The sequence below is a fragment of the Maribacter sp. PR1 genome (assembly GCF_028464145.1).
In the GTDB taxonomy this organism is placed as follows: Bacteria; Bacteroidota; Bacteroidia; order Flavobacteriales; family Flavobacteriaceae; genus Maribacter.
Window position 1 is genome coordinate 1 of the sequence record NZ_JAQPCG010000003.1, and the last position, 22,447, is coordinate 22,447.

24 protein-coding genes are annotated in these 22,447 nt (G+C 38.3%); 13 read left to right on the forward strand and 11 right to left on the reverse strand.

Going from position 1 to position 22,447, the window contains the following annotated elements; all coding sequences use genetic code 11:
* Positions 1-163: 163 nt before the first annotated feature.
* From PP182_RS06425 to PP182_RS06440, 4 genes are all read right to left on the reverse strand, one after another.
* Entirely contained in the window at positions 164-1,120 is a 957-nt protein-coding gene (locus PP182_RS06425) for an ester cyclase (RefSeq protein WP_272650522.1), read from the reverse strand.
* A gap of 381 nt (positions 1,121-1,501) precedes the next feature.
* Positions 1,502-1,972: a GNAT family N-acetyltransferase gene (locus PP182_RS06430; protein ID WP_272650523.1), complete on the reverse strand. Its 471-nt coding sequence runs from the start codon at positions 1,970-1,972 to the stop codon at positions 1,502-1,504.
* Positions 1,973-1,987: 15 nt separating this feature from the next.
* The gene (locus PP182_RS06435; protein ID WP_272650524.1) at positions 1,988-2,896 is read right to left on the reverse strand and encodes a bifunctional metallophosphatase/5'-nucleotidase; all 909 of its coding nucleotides are present in this window, start codon (positions 2,894-2,896) and stop codon (positions 1,988-1,990) included.
* Between the two features lie 7 nt (positions 2,897-2,903).
* Positions 2,904-3,623 carry a 5'-nucleotidase C-terminal domain-containing protein gene (locus PP182_RS06440; RefSeq protein WP_272650525.1) on the reverse strand — a complete coding sequence of 240 codons (720 nt, stop codon included), beginning with the start codon at positions 3,621-3,623 and terminating at the stop codon, positions 2,904-2,906.
* Between the two features lie 111 nt (positions 3,624-3,734).
* Here PP182_RS06440 and PP182_RS06445 point away from each other — a divergent pair, with 111 nt between their 5' ends.
* From PP182_RS06445 to PP182_RS06505, 13 genes are all read left to right on the forward strand, one after another.
* A complete protein-coding gene (locus PP182_RS06445; RefSeq protein ID WP_272650526.1) occupies positions 3,735-4,268 on the forward strand; it encodes a DUF6913 domain-containing protein in 534 nt (177 codons plus the stop codon).
* A gap of 11 nt (positions 4,269-4,279) precedes the next feature.
* Positions 4,280-5,170 carry a 4-hydroxy-tetrahydrodipicolinate synthase gene (dapA, locus tag PP182_RS06450; RefSeq protein ID WP_272650527.1) on the forward strand — a complete coding sequence of 297 codons (891 nt, stop codon included), beginning with the start codon at positions 4,280-4,282 and terminating at the stop codon, positions 5,168-5,170.
* Between the two features lie 123 nt (positions 5,171-5,293).
* On the forward strand, positions 5,294-6,115 hold the full coding sequence (locus PP182_RS06455) for an outer membrane protein assembly factor BamD (RefSeq protein ID WP_272650528.1): 822 nt from the start codon (positions 5,294-5,296) through the stop codon (positions 6,113-6,115).
* Positions 6,116-6,133: 18 nt separating this feature from the next.
* Positions 6,134-6,460 (forward strand): DNA-directed RNA polymerase subunit omega, encoded by a 327-nt coding sequence (locus PP182_RS06460; protein WP_272650890.1) that lies wholly within the window; start codon positions 6,134-6,136, stop codon positions 6,458-6,460.
* Between the two features lie 4 nt (positions 6,461-6,464).
* The gene (gene coaBC, locus PP182_RS06465) at positions 6,465-7,670 is read left to right on the forward strand and encodes a bifunctional phosphopantothenoylcysteine decarboxylase/phosphopantothenate--cysteine ligase CoaBC (protein WP_272650529.1); all 1,206 of its coding nucleotides are present in this window, start codon (positions 6,465-6,467) and stop codon (positions 7,668-7,670) included.
* Positions 7,663-8,550: a type IX secretion system protein PorD gene (gene porD, locus PP182_RS06470; RefSeq protein WP_272650530.1), complete on the forward strand. Its 888-nt coding sequence runs from the start codon at positions 7,663-7,665 to the stop codon at positions 8,548-8,550. Before coaBC ends, porD begins: the two co-directional genes overlap by 8 nt.
* A gap of 55 nt (positions 8,551-8,605) precedes the next feature.
* The gene (gene recN, locus PP182_RS06475) at positions 8,606-10,258 is read left to right on the forward strand and encodes a DNA repair protein RecN (RefSeq protein ID WP_272650531.1); all 1,653 of its coding nucleotides are present in this window, start codon (positions 8,606-8,608) and stop codon (positions 10,256-10,258) included.
* Between the two features lie 74 nt (positions 10,259-10,332).
* Positions 10,333-11,139 carry an enoyl-ACP reductase FabI gene (locus tag PP182_RS06480; protein WP_272650532.1) on the forward strand — a complete coding sequence of 269 codons (807 nt, stop codon included), beginning with the start codon at positions 10,333-10,335 and terminating at the stop codon, positions 11,137-11,139.
* 53 nt (positions 11,140-11,192) lie between these two features.
* The gene (locus PP182_RS06485) at positions 11,193-12,209 is read left to right on the forward strand and encodes a glycosyltransferase (RefSeq protein WP_272650533.1); all 1,017 of its coding nucleotides are present in this window, start codon (positions 11,193-11,195) and stop codon (positions 12,207-12,209) included.
* Positions 12,206-13,162, forward strand: coding sequence for a CdaR family protein (locus PP182_RS06490; protein ID WP_272650534.1), 957 nt, complete (start codon positions 12,206-12,208; stop codon positions 13,160-13,162). Before PP182_RS06485 ends, PP182_RS06490 begins: the two co-directional genes overlap by 4 nt.
* The gene (gene coaE / locus PP182_RS06495) at positions 13,162-13,746 is read left to right on the forward strand and encodes a dephospho-CoA kinase (protein WP_272650535.1); all 585 of its coding nucleotides are present in this window, start codon (positions 13,162-13,164) and stop codon (positions 13,744-13,746) included. Before PP182_RS06490 ends, coaE begins: the two co-directional genes overlap by 1 nt.
* A gap of 83 nt (positions 13,747-13,829) precedes the next feature.
* A complete protein-coding gene (locus tag PP182_RS06500) occupies positions 13,830-15,410 on the forward strand; it encodes a sensor histidine kinase (RefSeq protein WP_272650536.1) in 1,581 nt (526 codons plus the stop codon).
* Positions 15,411-15,415: 5 nt separating this feature from the next.
* A complete protein-coding gene (locus PP182_RS06505; protein WP_272650537.1) occupies positions 15,416-16,129 on the forward strand; it encodes a response regulator transcription factor in 714 nt (237 codons plus the stop codon).
* 53 nt (positions 16,130-16,182) lie between these two features.
* Here PP182_RS06505 and PP182_RS06510 read toward each other — a convergent pair whose 3' ends face one another.
* From PP182_RS06510 to PP182_RS06540, 7 genes are read right to left on the reverse strand one after another with little or no spacing between them, the layout of a single operon-like run.
* Positions 16,183-16,671 carry a gluconokinase gene (locus PP182_RS06510; protein WP_272650538.1) on the reverse strand — a complete coding sequence of 163 codons (489 nt, stop codon included), beginning with the start codon at positions 16,669-16,671 and terminating at the stop codon, positions 16,183-16,185.
* Complete coding sequence (gene miaA / locus PP182_RS06515) at positions 16,664-17,584, reverse strand: tRNA (adenosine(37)-N6)-dimethylallyltransferase MiaA (RefSeq protein WP_272650539.1); 921 nt, start codon at positions 17,582-17,584, stop codon at positions 16,664-16,666. Before miaA ends, PP182_RS06510 begins: the two co-directional genes overlap by 8 nt.
* Positions 17,577-18,434, reverse strand: a complete 858-nt coding sequence (locus PP182_RS06520; RefSeq protein ID WP_272650540.1) for an ion transporter — start codon at positions 18,432-18,434, stop codon at positions 17,577-17,579. The genes miaA and PP182_RS06520 overlap by 8 nt, the downstream gene beginning before the upstream one ends.
* Before the next feature lie 6 nt (positions 18,435-18,440).
* Positions 18,441-19,802 (reverse strand): exonuclease domain-containing protein, encoded by a 1,362-nt coding sequence (locus PP182_RS06525; RefSeq protein WP_272650541.1) that lies wholly within the window; start codon positions 19,800-19,802, stop codon positions 18,441-18,443.
* Between the two features lie 34 nt (positions 19,803-19,836).
* The gene (locus PP182_RS06530) at positions 19,837-20,496 is read right to left on the reverse strand and encodes a YggS family pyridoxal phosphate-dependent enzyme (protein ID WP_272650542.1); all 660 of its coding nucleotides are present in this window, start codon (positions 20,494-20,496) and stop codon (positions 19,837-19,839) included.
* Position 20,497: 1 nt separating this feature from the next.
* On the reverse strand, positions 20,498-21,388 hold the full coding sequence (locus PP182_RS06535) for a 3-hydroxyacyl-CoA dehydrogenase family protein (RefSeq protein ID WP_272650543.1): 891 nt from the start codon (positions 21,386-21,388) through the stop codon (positions 20,498-20,500).
* 43 nt (positions 21,389-21,431) lie between these two features.
* The gene (locus PP182_RS06540; protein WP_272650544.1) at positions 21,432-22,412 is read right to left on the reverse strand and encodes a Gfo/Idh/MocA family protein; all 981 of its coding nucleotides are present in this window, start codon (positions 22,410-22,412) and stop codon (positions 21,432-21,434) included.
* Positions 22,413-22,447: the final 35 nt, after the last annotated feature.

Here is a 22,447-nt window from a genome sequence, read left to right on the forward strand (position 1 = left end):
AAGTGGCCTGCAACGGTTATTTGAACCCCGTCAAAACAAGCCGAAATTTGTCATTGACTTTTGATTGATAAAAGAAAAAGCCGCTTAGAGCGGCTTAAAAGGACATGCTTTTTTGAATATTAATGGCTTGTGCAACGGTTACCGTTGTGGGCTGCAGTTATTATTAGTTTATTCCAAATTTCAATTGTCGCTCATATTCTTTATTATCAAAATAGCCTTTTGATTCTTGGATTAGTCCATCCTTGTTTAAAGTCCATTCTTCAATTCCGCTAATTTTAACTTTATTTCCAGTTCCTTTGGTGCCGTTATTTGTTCCAGTAAGTGTCCAATAAAACCGAGTTTTATCTGATTTGGTGGTCAAACTGTCAAGTGAAACAACCATATCTGGAAAAGTCTCCATAAATCCTTTTGCGACATTTGTTATCGCTTCAGTTCCTTTTGCTGATGAGCCATCATTTATCTGTAGAACGCCATCTTCAGAGAAAAAGGATGAGACAAAATTCGGTTTTTGACTACACCAAGCTTGTGCATATCCACGAGCAAAGATTTTCAAATCATATTTCTTTTTTTCTTTAGAAATTTCCTCTTTAGTCCAAGATATGTTGAGTATTTTCCAATTCCCATTTTCTTTGATGAATGTAAAATGGTTTATTTCTCTTGTTTGAGGAATACCCCATCTGTATAGAATACAATCAGCTCTTGCTAAAGCTAACTGACCTTCCGTAATTATTATGTCATAGTCATTAGGTATCTCACAGTAAGGACTACGTTCCATCTTTTCTACACTTTCAAAGAAATCCTTAATTGCTATTTCTGAATTAGACCAAGTTCCATCTTTTAAAATGCTTATTCCAAGCATTGCCTTATCGGACATCATTGAATCCAATGCCAAAAGATTATAATTTCCAGCATTGAACAACAATTCGTTGATAGTTGTTTTTATTTTTTCTTCATCTGGATTATGTTCTGTTCCCGTTGTTTCGGTTGGAACAATTTCAGAAACTTCGCAATTATTTTTTTCTTGGTTACAACTTAAAACAAACGTACCTATTGTTATAAATGATAATATTACATATCTCAATTTTTTATTCATAACTAGGTTTTCTTTAATTGCTGCCAACGCCGCGCTATGCGCAGTCCGTCAAATTTTTATGGAAATATAGTGAAAACCGTTAACGATAAGATAGTTATCTGTCCTGTTTTTGGGTATCGTGAAGCTCATTATCGGTCGTCGATAAGGCTATGAAGTGGCCGTATATCTTGGCTTTCATGGTATTGGGATTAAAAATTGGACGACCTGATTGCTTTTAGCGTCCTAATATGTAGCGTTGAACAGCCGTAGCGGCGTTCTTGGTTGATAGGTCCCTTATCCTACGGTCCTTGCAATCCGGCATAGCGCGGCGATGATGTCCACGCGCTTTTGGTGCGATGACTGCGCTAGCAGTGCAACAAAAGTAAGCCGCAGGCGATCGACCGGGCGGAACTATAAAGCAGTATCGTTTTAACGATTAAGCGTACTATACTCTAATTTTTTTCTAAAACAAACACTGTTCTCTATTCCCTCATAAGGCGGGTAGTTTGCGGAGACCTCGTAACCATTCTTTTTATAAAGGGCTATAGCTTCGGGTTGGCGTAAGCCCGTTTCCAAAACACAATAGGTAAATCCCATTTCCTTGGCCCAAATCTCGAGGGCCAATAGTATTTTTGAGGCAATTCCTTTACCGCGCATTTCCGGATTTACGTACATGCGTTTTACCTCCACGCTTTGTTCATCAAAACTTTTAAAGGCACCACAACCCATGGTAATGCCATCCTCGGAATATAGGATGCAGTGTTTTAGTTGGTCAATGCCATTGAATTGGGAGTAAAAGGCGGTATCCTCCCCGTCGCGCTCCGCCAAATCGGCATCGAGCAATTGTACCAGATTAATAAAGGCTTCGTTCGTCGAATCTGTCCTTAAAATTTCTTCCATGTCCCATGTATTCAATTAAACAGATATGCTTACACCATTGGAAGTGGCACCGTTGGCATCAAAATAAAAATCTATCCTCCCCAAGTTTACCCCAAAACAACCTACTTGGTTCACCAAAACTTCCCTATCGTTGGCATTGGTCACTATAGTGGGCCTTTCCAAAAAAGTATGGGTGTGGCCACCAATAATCAAATCGGTATGTTTTGTTTTTTTACCTAAAGTCAGGTCATCTGTCCGGTTCTCATTTTCATAGCTGTACCCCATATGGGAAAGACAGACAATGAGGTCGCAGTTTTCGGTTTCCTTTAATTGGGTTTCTATATCCCTCGCAATCTCATAGGGGTCCAGGTATTCGGTTTCCTTATATAGCTTTTGGGTTACCAGGCCTGCCAATTGTATACCCAGTCCATAAACACCTACTTTAATACCATCTTTTATATACGTTTTATAGGGTTTTGTTTGCCCGTCCATCACGGTATTGGTAAAATCGTAGTTCGCAATTAAAAAATCAAACTGGGCGTGGGGCATTTGTGCCAGGAGTCCATCGATGCCATTGTCAAAATCATGGTTGCCGATGGTAGCGGCATCATACTTAAGTTTGCTCATCAATTTAAACTCCAATTCCCCGCCATAAAAATTAAAATAGGGCGTTCCCTGGAAAATATCACCGGCATCAAAAAGCAGGGTATTTGGGTTTTCTTCCCTAATTTTTTGAACCAATCCCGCCCTGCGGGCCAAACCGCCCAACCCCGGAAAATCTGCATGATCTTTGGGAAAAGCATCGATATGGCTATGCACATCATTGGTATGGAGAATGGTAAGGTGTTTTTCACTCCCGGAGGAGCAAGCATTCAAAGTGAGTCCACCGGCACCGATCAGCGTGGAGGTGGCAACAGTATTTTTAATAAATTGTCTTCTTTTCATACTTAGCTTAGTCCAATTTATAATATCTTAAATCTACCTTGGGTGAAAGGGTATCTACTTTGGAAAAATAATCGATCATGGCGTTCCTGATTTTGTAATCGATATCCGTCACCTCCAATGCATCCTTAAAAAACACCATATCATCACCACCCGATACCAAATAGTCCGATGTGGCCACGTAATAATTTCGGTTTGCATCAAATGGTTGACCTTGAATTTTTATGGATTTAATGCTATCATCTTTATTCAGAACAAGTTCAATACCCGCAACGGGGTGCGCTCTTTTGGATGTAATAAGGTAGGTCAACATTTCCTTTACGGAAGGGCCGGAAAGTTCTACGACCACGGTATTGTTTTCAAAGGGCATTACCTCAAATGCAGTCCTTGCGGATACATTTCCTTTACTAATACTGGAGCGAATGCCACCATGGTTCAATAGCACAAAATCAAGGTTCTTTCCAGTCCTACGCTTAAAAATGGGAGCGGCCTGTTCAAGGATAATATCGGCCATGAGGTTACCTGCAGTGGTATTATAACTTCCGTCCGTCTTGGTAATATCTAGCGAGGCATAGGCCAAAGTACTGTCCAAAACATTTTCTACATGGTTATGGTAGGGAAGGATAAACTGTTCAAGGGAGTTCACAGCCTGTGACGTACTATCAATTTTTAGTTCCTTCCCGGTAATATGGGATAATTTTTTAGGTGCTTCCTTGCACGAGTATCCCATTACTATTGTTATAAATACAACAAAATGTTTTATTTTTAAACAATCAAAGTGTTTTAACTTCGTCATACAGTTGAACGGATATTATTTACATTTGTAGAAATGTAAAAATACATGTTTTTAAAAGGAATTAAGGACAAGTTTAAACAGAAATCCGGCCTTAAATTTATAAAGCAGGAACTCGAAAAACCTGGTTATGTAAGTACTAGGAAGAAAGGGATAAGTTCTTTGGGTTGTATCGTGGATTTGGACAAATTTGACAAGTCAGATCTGTTCTATCAGTTTTTGGATGATTTCTCTTTAAGGCCCAATGCCGTAAAGATTATTGGTTATAAGAGCTATTATGACAAAAACTCTCCGTATGCTACGCCAATCTTTTCAGATAAGGATTTGGGTTGGAACGGTGAAATTCAGAACAGCTATGCGTTGGAGTTCTTGAGTAGGGAGTATGATTTGCTGGTGAATTATTACGATGAGAACAACCTGCTTTTAAACTTAATGTCCATTAAGACCAAGGCGAGAATGAAAGTCGGTTTTGGAGATGTAGGTCCCGATTTCAACGATTTGATATTGGAAACGCCAATATCCGATTTTAAAACGTTCAAGGAAGAGTTAAAAAAGTATTTAGGCGTTTTTAAAGAAATATAAGTTAGACACGAATGAAAGAGTTAATGGGTACAGGTGTGGCATTGATTACCCCGTTTAAAGCGGATGGTAATATAGATGTGGATGCCTTAATGGATATTGTTTCCTTTAACATAAATGGCGGGGTAGACTATCTGGTGGCTCTGGGGACAACGGCAGAGTCGGTAACACTAACCAAAAAAGAAAAGCAGTTGGTGCTAGAAACCATTGTACGTGCCAATAATGAAAGACTCCCATTGGTTGTTGGGGTAGGAGGTAACAATACGGCAGGCGTTGTTGATGACCTACATACCTTGAACCTCTCTCCCTTTGATGCTGTACTCTCCGTATCTCCCTATTATAATAGACCCACACAAGAAGGTATTTATCAACATTTTAAGGCCATTTCGGAAGCGTCGTCACTCCCTATAATCATGTATAACGTACCTGGTAGAACGGGGAGCAATATGCTTCCTGGTACCACAATACGTTTGGCCAAGGACTTTGATAATATTGTGGCGATAAAGGAAGCTTGTGGAAATATGATTCAGGTCATGGAATTGATAGACCACAGACCAGAAGGATTTTTGGTGCTTTCCGGGGATGATATTACCGCATTACCAACTATTCTAGCGGGTGGGGAAGGTGTTATATCCGTGATAGGACAAGGGCTACCTTCCGAGTTTTCACAGATGGTCCGTTTAGGGAGAGCTGGTGAAAATGAGGAAGCCTATGAATACCATTACCTGTTGCAAGAGGGAATGGGTCTTATTTTTGAGGAGGGAAACCCGGCCGGAATAAAGGCGATATTCGAAGTTTTGGGAATGTCCGGAGCGTCGGTGAGATTACCGCTAGTGGAGGCGAGTCCTTCGCTAAAAAACAAGATTGCCCATTTTATAGCCTCACTTTCAAGGATACCTGCATAGGTAATTTGCGTTAAATCTTACCCAAAATCAGCTATTTTTAGAAGGAATGACCCTATTTTTGACGGGTTAAAAATGTTTTTTAAATCCATTGGGAATCACTAATTTTGCAAAATGTTTTTTAAAATGAGGCAATTTTTTGTTTTAGGGTTGTTGTTGATTGTTTTTCAATCCTGTAGCGAATACCAGAAAGTTCTGAAGAACGACGATGTTAAAGCCAAATATGATATGGCCGAAAAATACTATGATGAAGGTGATTTCAGGCGTGCCAATAGATTGTTTGAACAAATAGCTCCGAAGTATGTAGGTAAGCCTCAAGGAGAACGGGTTATGTTTTTTCTTGCGGACAGTTATTTTGAACGTGGGGATTATAACATGGCCGGTTACCAATTTGAGCGCTTTATAAAATCCTACCCCAAAAGCGAAAAACTTGCCCAAGCTTCTTTTTTAGGTGCCAAGAGTTATTATATGTTATCGCCTCGATATTCCTTGGATCAAACGGATACGGATAAAGCCTTGGTGAAATTACAGAATTTTATCAATGTCTATTCTGAGTCGGAATATTTTGATCAGGCTAACGAGATGGCCCAGGAGCTCACGACTAAAAAGGAGAAAAAAGCGTTTGAGATCCTAAAACAATATAATAAGCTTGGTGAATTCAACTATGACATGTTGAAATCGGCTATTGCAGCTAGTGATAATTTTATTTCGGATTTTCCAGGTTCGGAATTTAGGGAAGATGCCTATTTTGTAAAGGTTGATGCGCTGACACATTTAGCCATGAATAGTTTTGAAAGCTTACAGGAAGAAAGACTAAACGAGGCGCGAGAAGCTTACAATACCTTGAAGAAACAATATCCGAATACCAAATTCGAAAAAGAATCGGCCGATATAATTGCCCGAATCAATAGTGAATTACAAAAATTCAATACAGAAGAATCAAAATAAACAGTTTTCATTATGAACATGAACGATTTAAAGAACTCCAAGGCTCCCGTTTCTACGGTTACCGTCAACAGAAATGAATTTGACAAGCCTACGGATAACATTTATGAGGCAATTTCCATTGCGGCCAAGCGTGCAATTCAGATCAACTCTGAAATAAAGAAGGAGTTGTTGGAAAAATTAGAGGAGTTTGCAACATATAGCGATAGTTTGGAGGAAGTTTTTGAAAACAAGGAACAGATCGAAGTTTCCAAGTTCTACGAAAAGTTGCCGAAACCTCATGCTTTGGCAGTAGAGGAGTGGTTGAACGACAAAATCTACCACAGAAATACAGAGAAAGACGCATAAGAACATGTTGAACGGCAAAAACATCCTCTTAGGCATTACCGGAGGGATTGCTGCTTATAAGACCACATTTCTTGTTCGCTTATTAATAAAAGCTGGCGCTAACGTTAAGATAGTTCTTACCGAGAGCGCCAGCTCTTTTGTTTCATCACTGACCTTGGCGACCTTGTCCAAAAACCCTGTGGTCTCCAATTTTGTCAAAACCAAAAATCATACGACCGATTGGAACAACCATGTAAAACTGGGGCTTTGGGCAGACCTAATGCTTATTGCCCCTGCCACGGCCAACACGCTTTCTAAAATGGCGTCCGGTACTTCGGATAATTTATTACTGGCTTGCTATCTCTCGGCTAAATGCCCGGTCCTTTTTGCTCCAGCCATGGACTTGGACATGTACCATCATCCTACCACCAAAAAATCCTTCGATACGCTTCAATCTTATGGCAACATAATGATTCCTGCTACTTCGGGAGAACTGGCAAGTGGTTTGTATGGCGAGGGGAGAATGGCGGAACCGGAGGATATTATGGCCTTCATTCAAAATTACTTATCGCAAGGGCTGCCATTAAAAAATAAAAAAGTTTTAATTACCGCGGGGCCTACCTATGAGGCTATCGACCCCGTTCGGTTTATAGGAAACCATTCTTCCGGACTCATGGGTTTTGAGCTGGCCAACGCCGCAGCGAATTTAGGTGCAACCGTAATTCTTGTTTCAGGGCCATCCCAATATACCATTGAAAAGGAATTGGTCCAATTAATAAAAGTGATCTCTGCGGATGAGATGTACCTAAAGGCGCATGAACATTTTCCGGACGCCGACATCGTTATCTGTGCTGCAGCGGTGGCGGATTACAAACCTAAGGTTAAATCGGAGCAGAAAATTAAAAAGTCAGATAAAGAGCTTCAATTGGAATTGGTAAAGAATAGGGATATCTTATTGTCCTTTGGGCAGGAGAAACAATCCCAATATTTGGTGGGTTTCGCCCTGGAGACCGAAAACGAAATTGAAAACGCCAAAGGCAAACTGAAGCGTAAGAATTTGGATGCTATTATTTTAAATTCATTGAACGATCAAGGGGCAGGATTTGGAGGTAATACCAATAAAATTAGCTTTATAGATACCAATTTGGAGATACAAACGTTTGATTTAAAAACCAAGGCTGCTGTAGCCAAGGATATTCTTAATGAAATCGTTAAAAGACGCTATGCGTAAGTTCCTTACACTATTTACTTTTTTATTTATTGTTTGTACGCTTCAGGCACAGGAATTGAACTGTACGGTAACCATAAATTCCGATCAGGTCTCTCAGACCAATCAGCAAATTTTCAGGACCTTGGAACGTTCCTTGAGCGATTTTGTGAATAAGAATAAGTGGACCAATCGGGTATACAAGGAAAATGAACGCGTAAATGCACAAATGTTCATTACCATTACGGAGTACGAATCTGATCGATTCAGTGGTAATATTCAAATACAATCTTCGCGTCCCGTTTACAATACCTCTTATGAAAGTCCGGTGTTTAATTATAAGGACAATCAGTTGAACTTTCAATATATAGAGTTCCAACCCTTGGTATTTAATGAAAATGTATTCGAATCTAATTTAGTGGCCGTGGTGGCCTACTACGCCTATATTATACTTGGATTGGATGCCGATACCTTTTCTTTGGAAGAGGGTACTGATTTTTATAGAAAGGCCCAAAATATTGTCACCCAGGCCCAAGGTAGTAACTATTCGGGCTGGAGCCAGTCCTCGGATCGTAGTAGGTTTGAGTTGGTGGATAATCTTTTGTCCAATACCTATAAAGAATACCGAGTGGCTATGTATAATTATCATAGGAAGGGCTTGGATATTTTAGCCGACAATAATAGTACCGGAAAGCAGATTATTGCAGGAACCATGAACCTTTTCCAGACGATGATCAATAGAAGGCCCAATGCTTTTTTAATCCAAACTTTTTTCGATGCCAAATCCGAAGAAATTCAAAATATCTTTTCAGATGGCCCCAAAGTGGACATCGTTAAACTAAAGGAAACTTTGAATAAAATCGCGCCATTATACTCCAGTACTTGGAACGACATTAAATACTGATTCTTTTTTCAAACCGGAATATAGATTACCTTTGGTTTTCTAAAATTTCTGAGATTTGTTATCCAACCTTTCCATAGATAATTACGCACTCATCGACAGCTTAGAAGTGAGCCTGGACAGCGGTTTTACTATCATTACCGGTGAAACTGGTGCGGGAAAATCCATTTTTCTTGGCGGACTTTCCCTGGTTTTGGGAAAAAGGGCCGATCTATCTTCACTTCGTGATAAGGAAAGGAAATGTATTATTGAGGCTTATTTTCAGATTAAGGATTATAGCCTTCAGTCTTTTTTTGGTGAAAATGATTTGGACTATGAAGACAGCACGGTAATTAGAAGGGAAATTTTACCTAGCGGGAAGTCTCGTGCTTTTATAAACGATACTCCGGTCACTTTGGATATTCTGTCCCAATTGGGGGACAGGTTAATTGATATTCACTCCCAACATCAAACCTTACGGCTGACAGAGAACGATTTTCAGTTAAAATTAATCGATGCCTTAGCGGATAATAAAAAAAGGCTGTTTGCTTTCAAGGGAACCTTGAATTCCTATACAGCCCTAAAAAAAGAGCTACAAGACCTGATCGATTTTCAGAATACTGCCGTAAAGGAACAGGATTATAATGATTTTTTATTGACTGAACTAGAGGCGGCCCCTTTAAAGGAAGGGATATTGGAAGAGCTGGAGGATCAATACGAGCAACTGAACAATGTTGAATTGATTATGGAAGAGCTTGCGAAGGGAGATCAATTGATGAATGATGATCAGATGGGTATTCTTTCTTTGGTTTCCGAATTAAAGGCGGTTCTCTCTAGACTGTCGGGTTATGGCAAGCAGTATACAGGTTTGCACGAGCGAATACAATCTGTTTTTATAGAGATGGACGATATAAACTCCGAACTTCAGATTTTTCAGGATGGTGTGGAGTCCAACCCTTCACTTTTGGAAGAAACCAATGGTAAATTACAATTGTTGTACAATTTACAGAAAAAACATGGTGTTTCGGAGATTTCCGAGTTAATACAAATTAAGGAGGAACTTTCCCAAAAAGCCTTTGAAACAGCACACCTGGATGAAAAAATAGCATTAAAAACCCGAGAACTTCAGGATTTGGAGTCCAATTTGGAGGAACAGGCTTTGGTTATACGTGAAAAACGTAATGCTATTATTCCTGCTTTGAAAAAACAGTTGGAGGCCGACCTTTCGCATTTAGGAATGCCTAGTGCTTCTTTTAAGATTGGATTAAAAGGTGCCGAAACGTTCAAGCCGAACGGAATGGATGACCTCTCCTTTTTGTTTACGGCAAATAAAGGAAGTGATTACGGTGAATTGAAGAAAGTAGCATCAGGCGGTGAACTTTCCAGAATTATGTTAGTTATTAAGTCCATATTGGCGCAGTATGAAAAGCTACCGACCATCATGTTCGATGAAATTGATACTGGTGTCTCTGGGGAAATTTCCAATCGCATGGCAGATATCATGAAAGCGATGAGCAAGGATATGCAAGTGTTCTCCATTACCCATTTGCCGCAAGTAGCCTCCAAGGGAAACCATCATTTCAAAGTTTTTAAAACAGATGAGGAGGAAGGTACCAAAACCAATATGCGTAAGCTTTCCAATGACGAAAGGGTATTGGAATTGGCGCAGATGCTTGGCGGGAATGAATTGTCGGATTCAGCGATGGCCCATGCACGACAATTGTTAAATTAATTTGGGCAGGCTTAAAATAGGATTGGTTTATTTTAAATATCTTTGATTCACAAATAAAATTTAAGAACCAACACATGGCTTATAATCTATTAAAAGGAAAAAAAGGAATCATTTTTGGAGCTTTGGACGAAAACTCAATTGCTTGGAAAACGGCACAACGCGTGCACGACGAAGGGGGGACTTTTGTATTGACAAACGCTCCCATTGCTATGAGAATGGGTCAGATTAAGGAGTTGGCCGAGAAAACAGGTTCCGAAATTATTCCCGCCGATGCCACCAATGAGGAGGAATTGGCAAATTTGGTCACCAAGTCCATGGAAATATTAGGTGGTAAATTGGATTTTGTTCTGCACTCTATTGGTATGTCGGTTAACGTGCGAAAGGGAAGGGCCTATACCGATGAAAATTATGATTTTACGGCTAAGGGTTGGGACGTTTCAGCGCTTTCCTTCCATAAAGTGATGCAATCCCTTTATAAAAACGATGCTATGAACGAGTGGGGCAGTATCGTAGCACTAACCTATATGGCAGCTCAGCGAACATTTCCCGATTACAATGATATGGCAGACAACAAAGCCTATTTGGAATCTGTGGCCCGTAGTTTCGGATACTTTTTTGGAAAGGAAAAGAAGGTCCGTGTCAACACAATATCGCAATCACCAACAGCTACAACTGCCGGACAAGGGATTAAGGGGTTTGACGGATTCATCAGCTATGCGGAGAAAATGTCCCCATTGGGTAATGCGACTGCACAAGACTGTGCGGATTACACCATTACTTTATTCTCTGACCTTACCAGAAAAGTTACGATGCAAAACCTCTTCCATGATGGAGGATTTTCTAATACTGGGGTCAGCCAAGAGGTCATAGATAAATTCTAAAAGTTACACATCATCTTTTTTTCTTAGGTTTTTTTAATGCTTGAAAAGCTGAAATGAATTTATCATTTTCTTTTATTATTCCTGTTTTTAATAGACCTAATGAAGTACATGAGCTGCTAGAAAGCCTTATATTTCAGACCTACACTAAGGATTTTGAAATTGTTATAGTAGAGGATGGATCTTCGGTGCCCTCTAATGAGGTTATAAACCAGTTTAAAGACCAACTGAATATCTCTTATTATCAAAAACCCAATTCGGGCCCTGGGGATTCCAGAAATTATGGAATGCGAATGGCACAAGGGAACTACTTTATAGTTTTGGACTCAGACTGTATTCTACCCCCCCAGTATTTAGAGGAGGCAGAGAGGAGCTTATATGAAGAATTTGTTCACTGCTATGGAGGGCCGGATGCTGCACATGCATCTTTTAGTGATGTACAAAAGGCTATTAACTACGCTATGACCTCTTTTTTGACGACTGGGGGTATTCGAGGAAGAAAGGGATCTATAGATAAATTCCAGCCTAGAAGTTTCAATATGGGTATTTCCAAAGAGGCTTTTGAGAAAACCGGAGGTTATGGGAATATTCATCCCGGTGAAGACCCGGATTTAACGATTCGTATTTGGGATAAGGGCTACGATACTAAATTGATTCCCAATGCCTTAGTGTATCACAAACGAAGAATAGATTGGAACAAGTTTTACATTCAGGTAAAGAAATTTGGAATGGTACGTCCTATTTTGAATGTATGGCATCCTAAGACCGCAAAACTCACGTATTGGTTTCCTACATTATTCTGTATAGGATTTTTGGTTTCCTTAGGATTTGTTTTTTGGGATTTTTGGCTGCCGTCTACGCTATATATCCTTTATTTTTTGGCTCTATTCTTGGATGCGATAGTTAAAACGGGGAATATAAAAGTATCCCTAATGGCTTTATTTGCGACTATGGTACAGTTTACGGGCTATGGTTTTGGTTTTTTGAAGTCTACTATTTATACTACTTTTAGTAATAAGTCTCCAGAGACGCTTTTTCCGGAGTTGTTTTTTAAAACGAATGAACGACCGTGATTTTAGAAAGAATTAAAGTAGGTTTAAAGAAAAGAAAGGTCAAGGTATTCTTGGTCTTTTTGTTTTTTTCATTTTTGGCCTGGTTTGTCAATAACCTGGCACAATCCTTTGTTGGAAGTACTTCCTTTGAATTAGATTATGTAAATGTTCCTCAAGAATTTCTTCTGGCAGAGGCTCCAAAAAGTCAACTTAACGTGCGGCTAAGGGCCGTTGGTTTTCAATTTATTGGTTTTGGGATACGCAAGAAAAAAATTCAAATAAACCTTTCGGAGGTTAGAAAGAAGGATACCGGATATTATATTCCACCTTCAGTATACAGAAGACAAATTCAAGCACAGTTATCCGGCGATATGGAATTGATTGAAATGGATAACGATACCATTTTCGTAAAGTTCACCTCTTTGGTTTCTAAAAAAGTACCTGTAATTCCGCGCGTGAATATAACATTTGCTCAAAACCATGCCTTAGAGGATTCGTTGGTTATTTCGCCAAAAACAGTGACTATAACTGGGCCTGAAACACAAATAGATACCATTGAAAATGTTAGGACATCGTTCATAGAAATTATGAATGCCGAATCAGATTTTTCAAACACATATACCTTGGTCAAGTCAAGGGATTTGGACAAAACAAGTTTTAATCCGTCGGTTGTAACTGTTTCAGGTACGGTTTATAGATTTTCAGAGCAAGTTTTTGAAGTACCCGTTACCATGCTAAATCTCCCTGATAGTGTTCAGGTAAGAATGTTTCCAGATGTAATAAAGGTAGTATGCCAGGCCCAACTGGATACCCTTAAGGAAATCACCTCCGAGGATTTTATAATTACGGCAGATTACTCCAAAGTGGAGGGTAGTGATCAGAACATATTACCCTTAGTTTTGGAAGAAAAGCCCAAAGGAATAAATAATGCGGTTCTAAGGACCAAGGAAATAGAGTTTATTTTAAAAAAATAATGAAGGTAGTTGGCCTTACAGGTGGTATTGGTAGTGGAAAAACGACGATTGCAAGAATATTCGAGGAGCTGGGCGTTCCCGTTTATAATTCTGATGTCGAGGCTAAAAAATTGATGCATTCATCCAAGAAAATTAAAAAGGAATTAGTGGCCTTGTTTGGTGAAGAAGCATATCTCGAGGATAAGTTAAATCGTGCCTTTATTGCAAACGCGGTTTTTAAGGATGAGGTAGCGTTGAAAAAGTTAAACAAAATTGTGCATCCGGAGGTTAGAAAGCATTTTTTGAAGTGGTGCAGAGAACACAAGCATCCCTACGTTGTTCAGGAAACCGCATTACTCTTTGAAAACCAAGCACAGGATTTCTACGATAAGATTGTATTGGTGACCGCACCAAAGGAACTCAGAATCAAAAGGCTATTAGAACGCGACGGCAGTACCGAAGATGAAATTTTGGCACGGATGAAAAATCAATTGGAAGACGAAAAAAAAGTACCTTTAGCTGATTTTGTAATTGAAAATATCGTCCTAGAAAAGACTAAGCGTAAAGTAGCCGAGATAAATGACGCCATCCTTGATTTTTACTAACTATGGTAAATTTTAACATTTGTGTTAAGGTTTGGTTAAACGTGCTAAGGGCTTCCTTGTAAATATTTAATTTTAACATTATAATGAATAAGAGGTTATTTGTACTCTTGGTAGTTCTAATGAGCCTTTCTCTCATTGGATTGATTTTTATCCAAAGTATTTGGATTAAAAATTCAGTTGAGAACAAGGAGGAGCAATTTTCCAATGTTGTTTCAGAAGCTCTAAATAGTGTTACCGATCAGATAGAAGGAAGGGAAAAAAAAGATTACTACGACAGATACCTTTATGCAAAGGATAGCGTCGGGGAATTGAAAGAAACCCAATTTCGAAATTTCTTTTTCATAGACAGGGATGTTAATTCCAACGAGATATTACTTTATGAGCATGGTATCTTAGAGGAGGATTACGGCATTTCTTCCACGTTCTTTGATAACGGTGATGTGGGTGATACCACTTTCATCAAAAACTATACGAGCAAACGTACCACCTCTATTTTTAGGGAAGATTATGATATAGATGGTAAAGGATATCGATTAACGCCTATCCAAAGAGTAGAAAAAATAGGAGGGCTAAGGGATATCGACAAATTTGCCATGGAAGATTTGTTCACGACCTACGCTAAAAGAGTTCCGATTCATAAACGGGTCTCGAAACAGGAAATTGAACTTTTGGTACAAAGAGAGTTGGAGGATAGGGGTGTTGACATCGATTTTGAATATGGAGTTTACAGTAATGGTTTACCCACCAAGCTTAAATCTCGAAAATTTAAATATTCGGAAGCAAACCTCTATAAATCGCCACTTTTCACGGACTTTGATGGGGTTTCCAACTTTGATTTGTTGGTTTCATTTCCTAAAAAGAAGCGTTTTTTGGTGCAATCGATTTTAGGACTCGCATTATTGTCGCTTTTGTTTACCCTGATAATAGTAATAGCTTATTCGGGAGCTATTTATCAATTAATTAGGCAAAAGCAGATTTCTGAAATTAAAACGGATTTCATTAATAATATGACCCACGAGTTTAAAACACCTATAGCAACCATAAATTTGGCAGTAGAAGCTATCAAAAATCCAAAAATAATTGTGGATCAGGAAAAAGTTTCCAGATACCTACAAATGATAAGGGACGAGAATAAAAGAATGCATGCCCAAGTAGAAAACGTGCTTAGAATTTCCAAGTTGGAGAAAAACCAATTGGATATTAGCAAGGATAGGGTAGATGCCCATGATATAATAAATGATGCTGTTACTCATGTAGAGTTAATTGTGCAGGACAAGGGCGGGTATATTGAAACTCATTTGAATGCAGAACGGTCAGAAGTATTGGCCAATGAGATGCACTTTACAAACGTAATTGTAAACATTTTGGACAACGCAATTAAATATTCCAATGATGCTCCCAAAATTGATGTTTATACAGAAGTGGTAAAAAACAATATAGTTATCAAAGTACAGGACCAAGGAGCGGGAATGAGCAAAGTTGTCCTAAAAAGAGTCTTTGAAAAATTTTATAGAGAGCATACAGGAGATATTCACAACGTTAAGGGTCATGGACTTGGTTTGGCCTACGTTAAAAAAATAGTAGATGATCACCAAGGGGAAGTATATGCGGAAAGTGAAAAAGACAAAGGAAGCACTTTTTATATTAAACTACCTTTAATTTAAAAATTATGGAAACAGTAAACAAAAAAATACTTTTAGTGGAAGACGATCCAAATTTTGGTATTGTCTTAAAGGACTACCTATCCATGAACGACTTTGATGTCACCTTGGCCAAAAATGGTATGGAGGGTTTTGAGAAGTTTAAAAAGGACAATTACGATATCTGTATTTTGGATGTTATGATGCCATATAAGGACGGGTTTACTCTAGCAAAGGAAATTAGGGAAAAGAACGAAAACGTCCCAATTGTATTCTTAACGGCCAAAACAATGAAAGAAGATGTTTTAAAGGGGTATAAAGCCGGCGCAGATGACTATTTAAACAAACCTTTTGATTCTGAAGTATTACTAATGAAGATTAAAGCAATACTTCAAAGGAAAGCTTCCAGTAGTTTGGCTGAAAGCAAAAAATTTGAATTTGAAATTGGTGGTTTTCATTTAAATTCAAAATTAAGGTTCTTAAAATATAAGGATGAAGAAGCCATAAAATTATCTCCGAAGGAAAACGAACTTTTGCGATTATTGGCACTACATGAAAACGACCTGATGCCTCGTGAATTGGCACTTACCAAAATATGGCGCGATGACAATTATTTCACATCGAGAAGTATGGATGTGTACATTGCCAAACTTAGGAAATATCTGAAGCGCGACGATACAGTTGAAATTCTTAACATTCATGGTGAAGGATTCCGATTGGTCGTTAAAACTGAAGACGAATAAGACTACTCAAAATGTTTAAAAAAAGCATCCTTTTCTAAAGGATGCTTTTTTGTTTATAGCAATTTAATCGCCTGTGCTACAATTTTTTCCGGTGTCTTTGCTATAGAAAGGGTAATGGCATTTGAAGGTTCTTCCAATGTTTCAAATTGCGATTGGAGTAATCCCGGTGGCATAAAGTGATTTTGACGAGCCTGTAGTCTTTTGCTAATTTGTTGTAGTGTTCCCTTTAAATACAGAAATCGGCATTCATTTTCAATACCATCCTTTAATTGTTGTCGGTATTTGGATTTAAGGGCTGAGCATACGATAACAGCTCCTTGGCCTTTATATGTTTTTGCTAAATGGTTTAGTGTTTTCAACCAGTCTTCTCTGTCTAAATCATTTAGCGGTGTTCCATTTGCCATTTTCTCAATATTGGCGTTTGGGTGATAGTCATCTCCATCAAAAAATGACCACCCTAAGTTTTCTGCCAAGAGTTTCCCTACAGTAGATTTTCCACTACCGGAAACGCCCATTACATATATAATAGAAGGTTTACTCATTTTTTAGTTTTAAAGTTGCTTTTTCCACCATCTTTAAAAGCTCTTTTTTTTCATAATCATGATTTACCCAGATTGTTTCCCTATTTTTTTTAAACCAGGTATTTTGCCTCTTTGCAAATCTTCTGGTGTTCTTTTTTATTTCCGATATGGCAAATTCTTGCGTCCAATTTCCATCCAAATACTGGAATATTTCCTTATAACCAACAGTTTGTAGGGCATTCAATTCCTTGTGGTCGATAAGTGATCGAACCTCTTCCAACAAACCGTCCTTCACCATTATGTCTACACGTTGATTTATTCTTTCATAAACTTTTTCACGAGTAGCATCGATCCCTATGGTTAGCACCTTAAAATTCCGTTTACTTTTTGGTTTTTTCAAAAAGCTGGAATAGGGTTTTTCAGTGCCGATACAAATTTCCAATGCGCGAATAAGACGGTGTGGATTTTGGATATCTACCTCGGTAAAATAATCAGGATCTAATTTTCTTAGCTTACTTTGTAAGGGTTCAATACCATTAGTAGCTAATTCGTAGTTTAATTTTTCACGAATGCTGCTATCCACCTCAGGAAATTTATTTAAGCCATCCGTTACTGCATTCACATATAACCCACTTCCACCTACCATAATCACTATATCCTTCTCTTCGAAAAGCTCATTCAGTTTTTTAATGGCATCTCTTTCAAAGTCCCCAACAGAGTAGTGGTCGTGAATGCTTTTGTGTTGGATAAAATGATGATGGGCAGTAGCTAATTCATTTTTGGAAGGTACTGCCGTACCTATGGACATTTCCTTATAGAATTGCCTCGAGTCGGCGGAAATGATTTCCGTATCAAAATAATTGGCCAGAACTATACCTAATCTAGTTTTTCCAATGCCTGTAGGCCCAACAACGGAAATAAGGACTTTATTCATTTAACAAACTTCCGCAATTATAGCAATGAGTAGCATCATCCCTATGTCCTTCCTTGGCACAAGTTGGACAAGCTTGAGTGTTCACATGCACAAAATGTTCCACACTTTCATCGCCCGATGCTTTTTTGGACCGCTTACCAAATTCTACGGTAACTATTCCAGTAGGTACGGCGATAATTCCATAACCTAAGAGCATAATAATGGTCGCTATTAATTGACCCTGTGGGGTTATTGGTGCAATATCGCCATACCCAACGGTCGTTAGGGTTACAATGGTCCAATATATACTTGTAGGGATGCTGGTAAAACCTGCTTCGTCACCTTCTATGATATACATTAAGGTTCCCAACATAACAGAAAGAATAAGAACGGCGAAGAGGAATACTGTAATCTTAGCCCTACTTGCCTTCAAGGCACTTTTAAGTTGGGAGGCCTCTCCTAAAAATTGAACTAGTTTCAATATCCTAAAAACCCTTAAAAGTCGGAATGCCCTTACGGCCAACAAAACTTGTGAACCCGCTAAAATATAGGATAGGTATAATGGAATGGTAGATAAAAAGTCAATTATACCGTAAAAGCTGAATATATATTTAGTGGGTTTCTTTATACATATAATTCTGGCGAAATATTCTATCGTAAAGAAAATGGTAACTACCCATTCAAGTGTCAATAAAGTTTTATGGTATTCTGCGTCGATATTTTTTACGCTTTCCAGCATGATTAAAAGGACACTGAATAGTATGATGACGATAAGAATAATATCAAACCATTTACCCATGGGCGTATCCGCTTCATAAATAATTTCATGAAGTTTATTTTTCCAACCGGTATTTGACTTATCCTTTTTCAATAAAGTTTATAACGGAATTGTTTTAAGAGTCTTCTTTTTTCTCAGATAGGATTCTATAATAAAATTTGCATTTTGAGTCCCGTTTATGGGAGTTATCAAAGTTTCTAAGATATGAATATTATTTATTTGATGGTTTAAATCATAATAACCAACACCTACCAAAGAGCCTTTCTTTATAAGTATTGCGGCATTTTCACCTAATTCCCTTCCTTTGTCTACCAGGACTATATCCTTATTCTTAAGGCTGTATTTGTTCAAGGACTCCATTACTCGAATATTGTAATCTTCTACTGTTTCTTTTTGAATACAAGCTCCCTTGCATTTTCCTTCGGCGTAATTGGAACAACTTCCTCTTGCCTCACTAATGCCATTAAGTTTGTCACACAATGTAAAATCCTTTGTGATTTTGAATAAATGATTTTTGGCACTGAAATCACCATTGAAATATCCCCACTTTTCAGAACATTGGCTTATCGGTGTAGACTTAAGCTCTAAATACCCATAATCGTTTGTTGTGAGGCATAGGGTGTGCGAGAACATTCTTTTTCTAGGTATAGCATTGTATTTGGGCCTATTCCTTAAAAGTTCTTGATGCTCCTTTAAAAGGGCTACAAGCTCACTACCCGTTTTTTCAAAAGTTACCTTTTTTGTGTCTTTCGCCAACTTTCTGGAACGATCACCAGTTTTTGTAAATAGTTGGTTTACCCTTTTTTTAATGTCCGTACTTTTGCTCAGGTATATAATATCGCCTTCCTTTCCGTGCATATAAAAAACCCCCGTTTCGTTGGGCATACTTCGTACAATATCCAATTGTTTGTCCGAAAGTTCACCTTGGGCTTCTTTTCGTATAACCTCTTTTATAATGGCCTTTTCCGAATCTTTTGCCAGTAGGAGCTTAAACAATTTTACCGTGGCCAAGGCATCACCATTGGCTCTATGGCGGTCGCTTACAGGTATACCTAAGGACCTAACCAATTTTCCCAAACTGTAGGAGTCTGCATCTGGTAGTAAAGCTTTGGACAAATCTACCGTACAAAGGCTTTTGCGTTGGTAGTTATAGCCCAATCTTCTAAATTCGGTTCTTAAAATTCTATAATCGAATTGTGCATTATGGGCAACTATGACGGTATCTTCAGTAATTTCTACAATTCTTTTGGCAACCTCATGAAACTTAGGTGCCGTTCGGAGCATTTTATTATTGATACCCGTAAGGTTTACCACAAACGGCTGTATCTCTTTTTCCGGGTTTACAAGGCTTATGAAAGAATCAATGACTTTATGGCCGTCAAATTTATGTATCGCAATTTCTGTGATGCCCTCCTCATTAAATTTTCCTCCGGTCGTTTCTATATCCAGTATGGCGTACATCTAAACTTTCTGTTCTTATACCTATTTATGGTATCTATTGATAATTTCTTTTCCCAAAGATACTACTTCCAATACGCACCATAGTACTTCCTTCTTCAATCGCAATTTTATAGTCACCGCTCATTCCCATGGATAGTATGGATAAATCAGGGAATTCGGATTTCAAATTTTGAAATAACTGATTTAAGGACTGAAATTCTCTTTTTATTTGCTGTTTATCATCCGTAAAGGTGGCCATTCCCATTAACCCAGTTATTTTTATGTTTTCAAATTGATGAAATTCATCAGAACTTACCAATTCTTTGATCTCCGACTCATCAAAACCGAACTTGGTGTCTTCTTCGGCGATATGGACTTGTAAAAGACAAGGGATTTGTCGGTCATATTTTTTCGCCTGTTTATTTATTTCCTTCAACAATTTAACGCTATCCACACCATGAATTAAGGTTACGTATTCGGCCATGTACTTGACCTTGTTTCGTTGAACATGACCTATCATGTGCCATTCGATATCTTTCGGTAACTCCTCCCATTTCTTGGTCATTTCCTGAACCTTATTTTCCCCAAATATTTTATGACCGGTATTATAGGCCTCCATGATATCGGATTCAGGCTTTGTTTTGGAAACTGCAACTAAAGTCACCTTTTCAGGTAACGTTGCTTTTATAGTATTTAAGTTTTTTGCTATGGACATATTATTCTAAAAATTGATTAGAAATCTTCTCGGCTTTTCTGCTTGTTGTATAGTCGTAAAATCCTTCTTTGGATTTAATACCCAGTTTGCCTGCAGTCACCATATTAACAAGTAGGGGAGAAGGTGCATATTTGGGGTTTTTAAAACCATCATACATTACACTTAGAATAGAAAGACAAACGTCCAGACCTATGAAGTCCGCTAGCTGCAAAGGTCCCATAGGGTGTGCCATACCCAATTTCATAACAGTATCAATTTCCACTACACCTGCGACTCCGTGGTGCAAGGTTTCGATGGCTTCGTTGATCATGGGCATAAGAATTCTATTAGCGACAAATCCAGGATAATCATTAACCGCTTTAGGAACCTTGCCTAATTTTTTTGAAAGTTCCATAATCTGATGTGTCGTGTCGTCAGAGGTACTATATCCCCGTATAATTTCAACCAGTTGCATAATAGGAACCGGGTTCATAAAATGCATTCCGATCACTTTTGCAGGTCTGGAAGTGACCGAGGCAATTTTTGTGATGGAAATAGAAGAAGTATTGGTAGCTAGGATAGCATCTTGATTACAATGGGTGTCCAACTCCTTAAAAATATTCAACTTTACATTTAAGCTTTCTGAAGCGGCCTCTACCACTAAATCGGCTGATTCAACTCCGTTTTTTAAATCGGTAAAGGACGAAATACGTTCCAAAGTTGCTTTTTTTTCTCCTTCAGAAATTTTCTCTTTGGCAATCATTCTGTCCAGGTTCTTGGTAATGTTCAAAATTCCATTTTCCAAGGCACTTTCGTTAAGATCGATTAAATGGACGGTATATCCATTTTGTGCAAAAACATGGGCAATTCCATTTCCCATTGTTCCCGCGCCGATTACTGTTATGTTTTTCATCCCTTGTAATTTTAAAAAGGTTTGATTTTTTTCTTTTTCTAAATCAATTTAAAACTGATTTGTTTTCGAAGGCATTTATAATTTGCAACGCTACTTTTAGAGCTTCCGTACCTTGTTTTAACGTTACGACTGGTGTTGTGTCTGTATTAATGGCCTCTGCAAAGGATTCCAATTCATCTAGAATGGCATTATTTTCTGCTATAGTAGGATTTTCAAAATATATTTGCTTCTTTACGCCTTCGGCATTTTGTAGCACCATGTCAAAATCTCCGGGTACTTCGGGAGCATCCTTCATTTTTACAACTTCCACTTTTTTCTCTAAAAAGTCAACAGCGATATAGGCATCTTTCTGAAAAAATCGTGTTTTACGCATGTTCTTTAGGGATATTCTACTTGCGGTAAGATTGGCGACACAGCCATTTTCAAATTCCAGTCGTGCATTAGCAATATCAGGGGATTGGCTTAAAACGGAAACACCACTGGCATTAATTCCTATCACTTTGGACTTTACAACACTAAGAATGGCATCAATATCATGAATCATTAAATCTAACACCACAGGTACGTCGGTACCTCTTGGATTGAATTCGGCCAACCGGTGTGTTTCGATAAACATAGGCTGTTTTATGGCATCCTTAACCGCAGTAAAAGCGGGGTTGAATCGCTCAACATGGCCAACCTGTCCCTTTACTTTAAATTTGTCTTCTAAAACCAGAAGGTTTTCTGCTTCTTCCAGCGTATTGGTGATAGGTTTTTCAATAAAAATATGTTTGCCCTTTTCCATTGCTTTCTTGGCACAATCGAAATGTGATAACGTTGGGGTAACGATATCTACTATATCAACGGCATCGATTAGGTCATTTATATTTTCAAAATAAGTATAACCAAATTCGGTTTCAACCTTTTTTCCATTAATGATATCAGCGTCATAAAAACCGATTAAATCATACTTTTCAGATTGATTGAGTAAACGCAAATGTATTTTACCAAGATGTCCGGCCCCTAAAACACCAACTTTGAGCATATCATTTCTTTTTTCTCAAAAATACACATACTTTA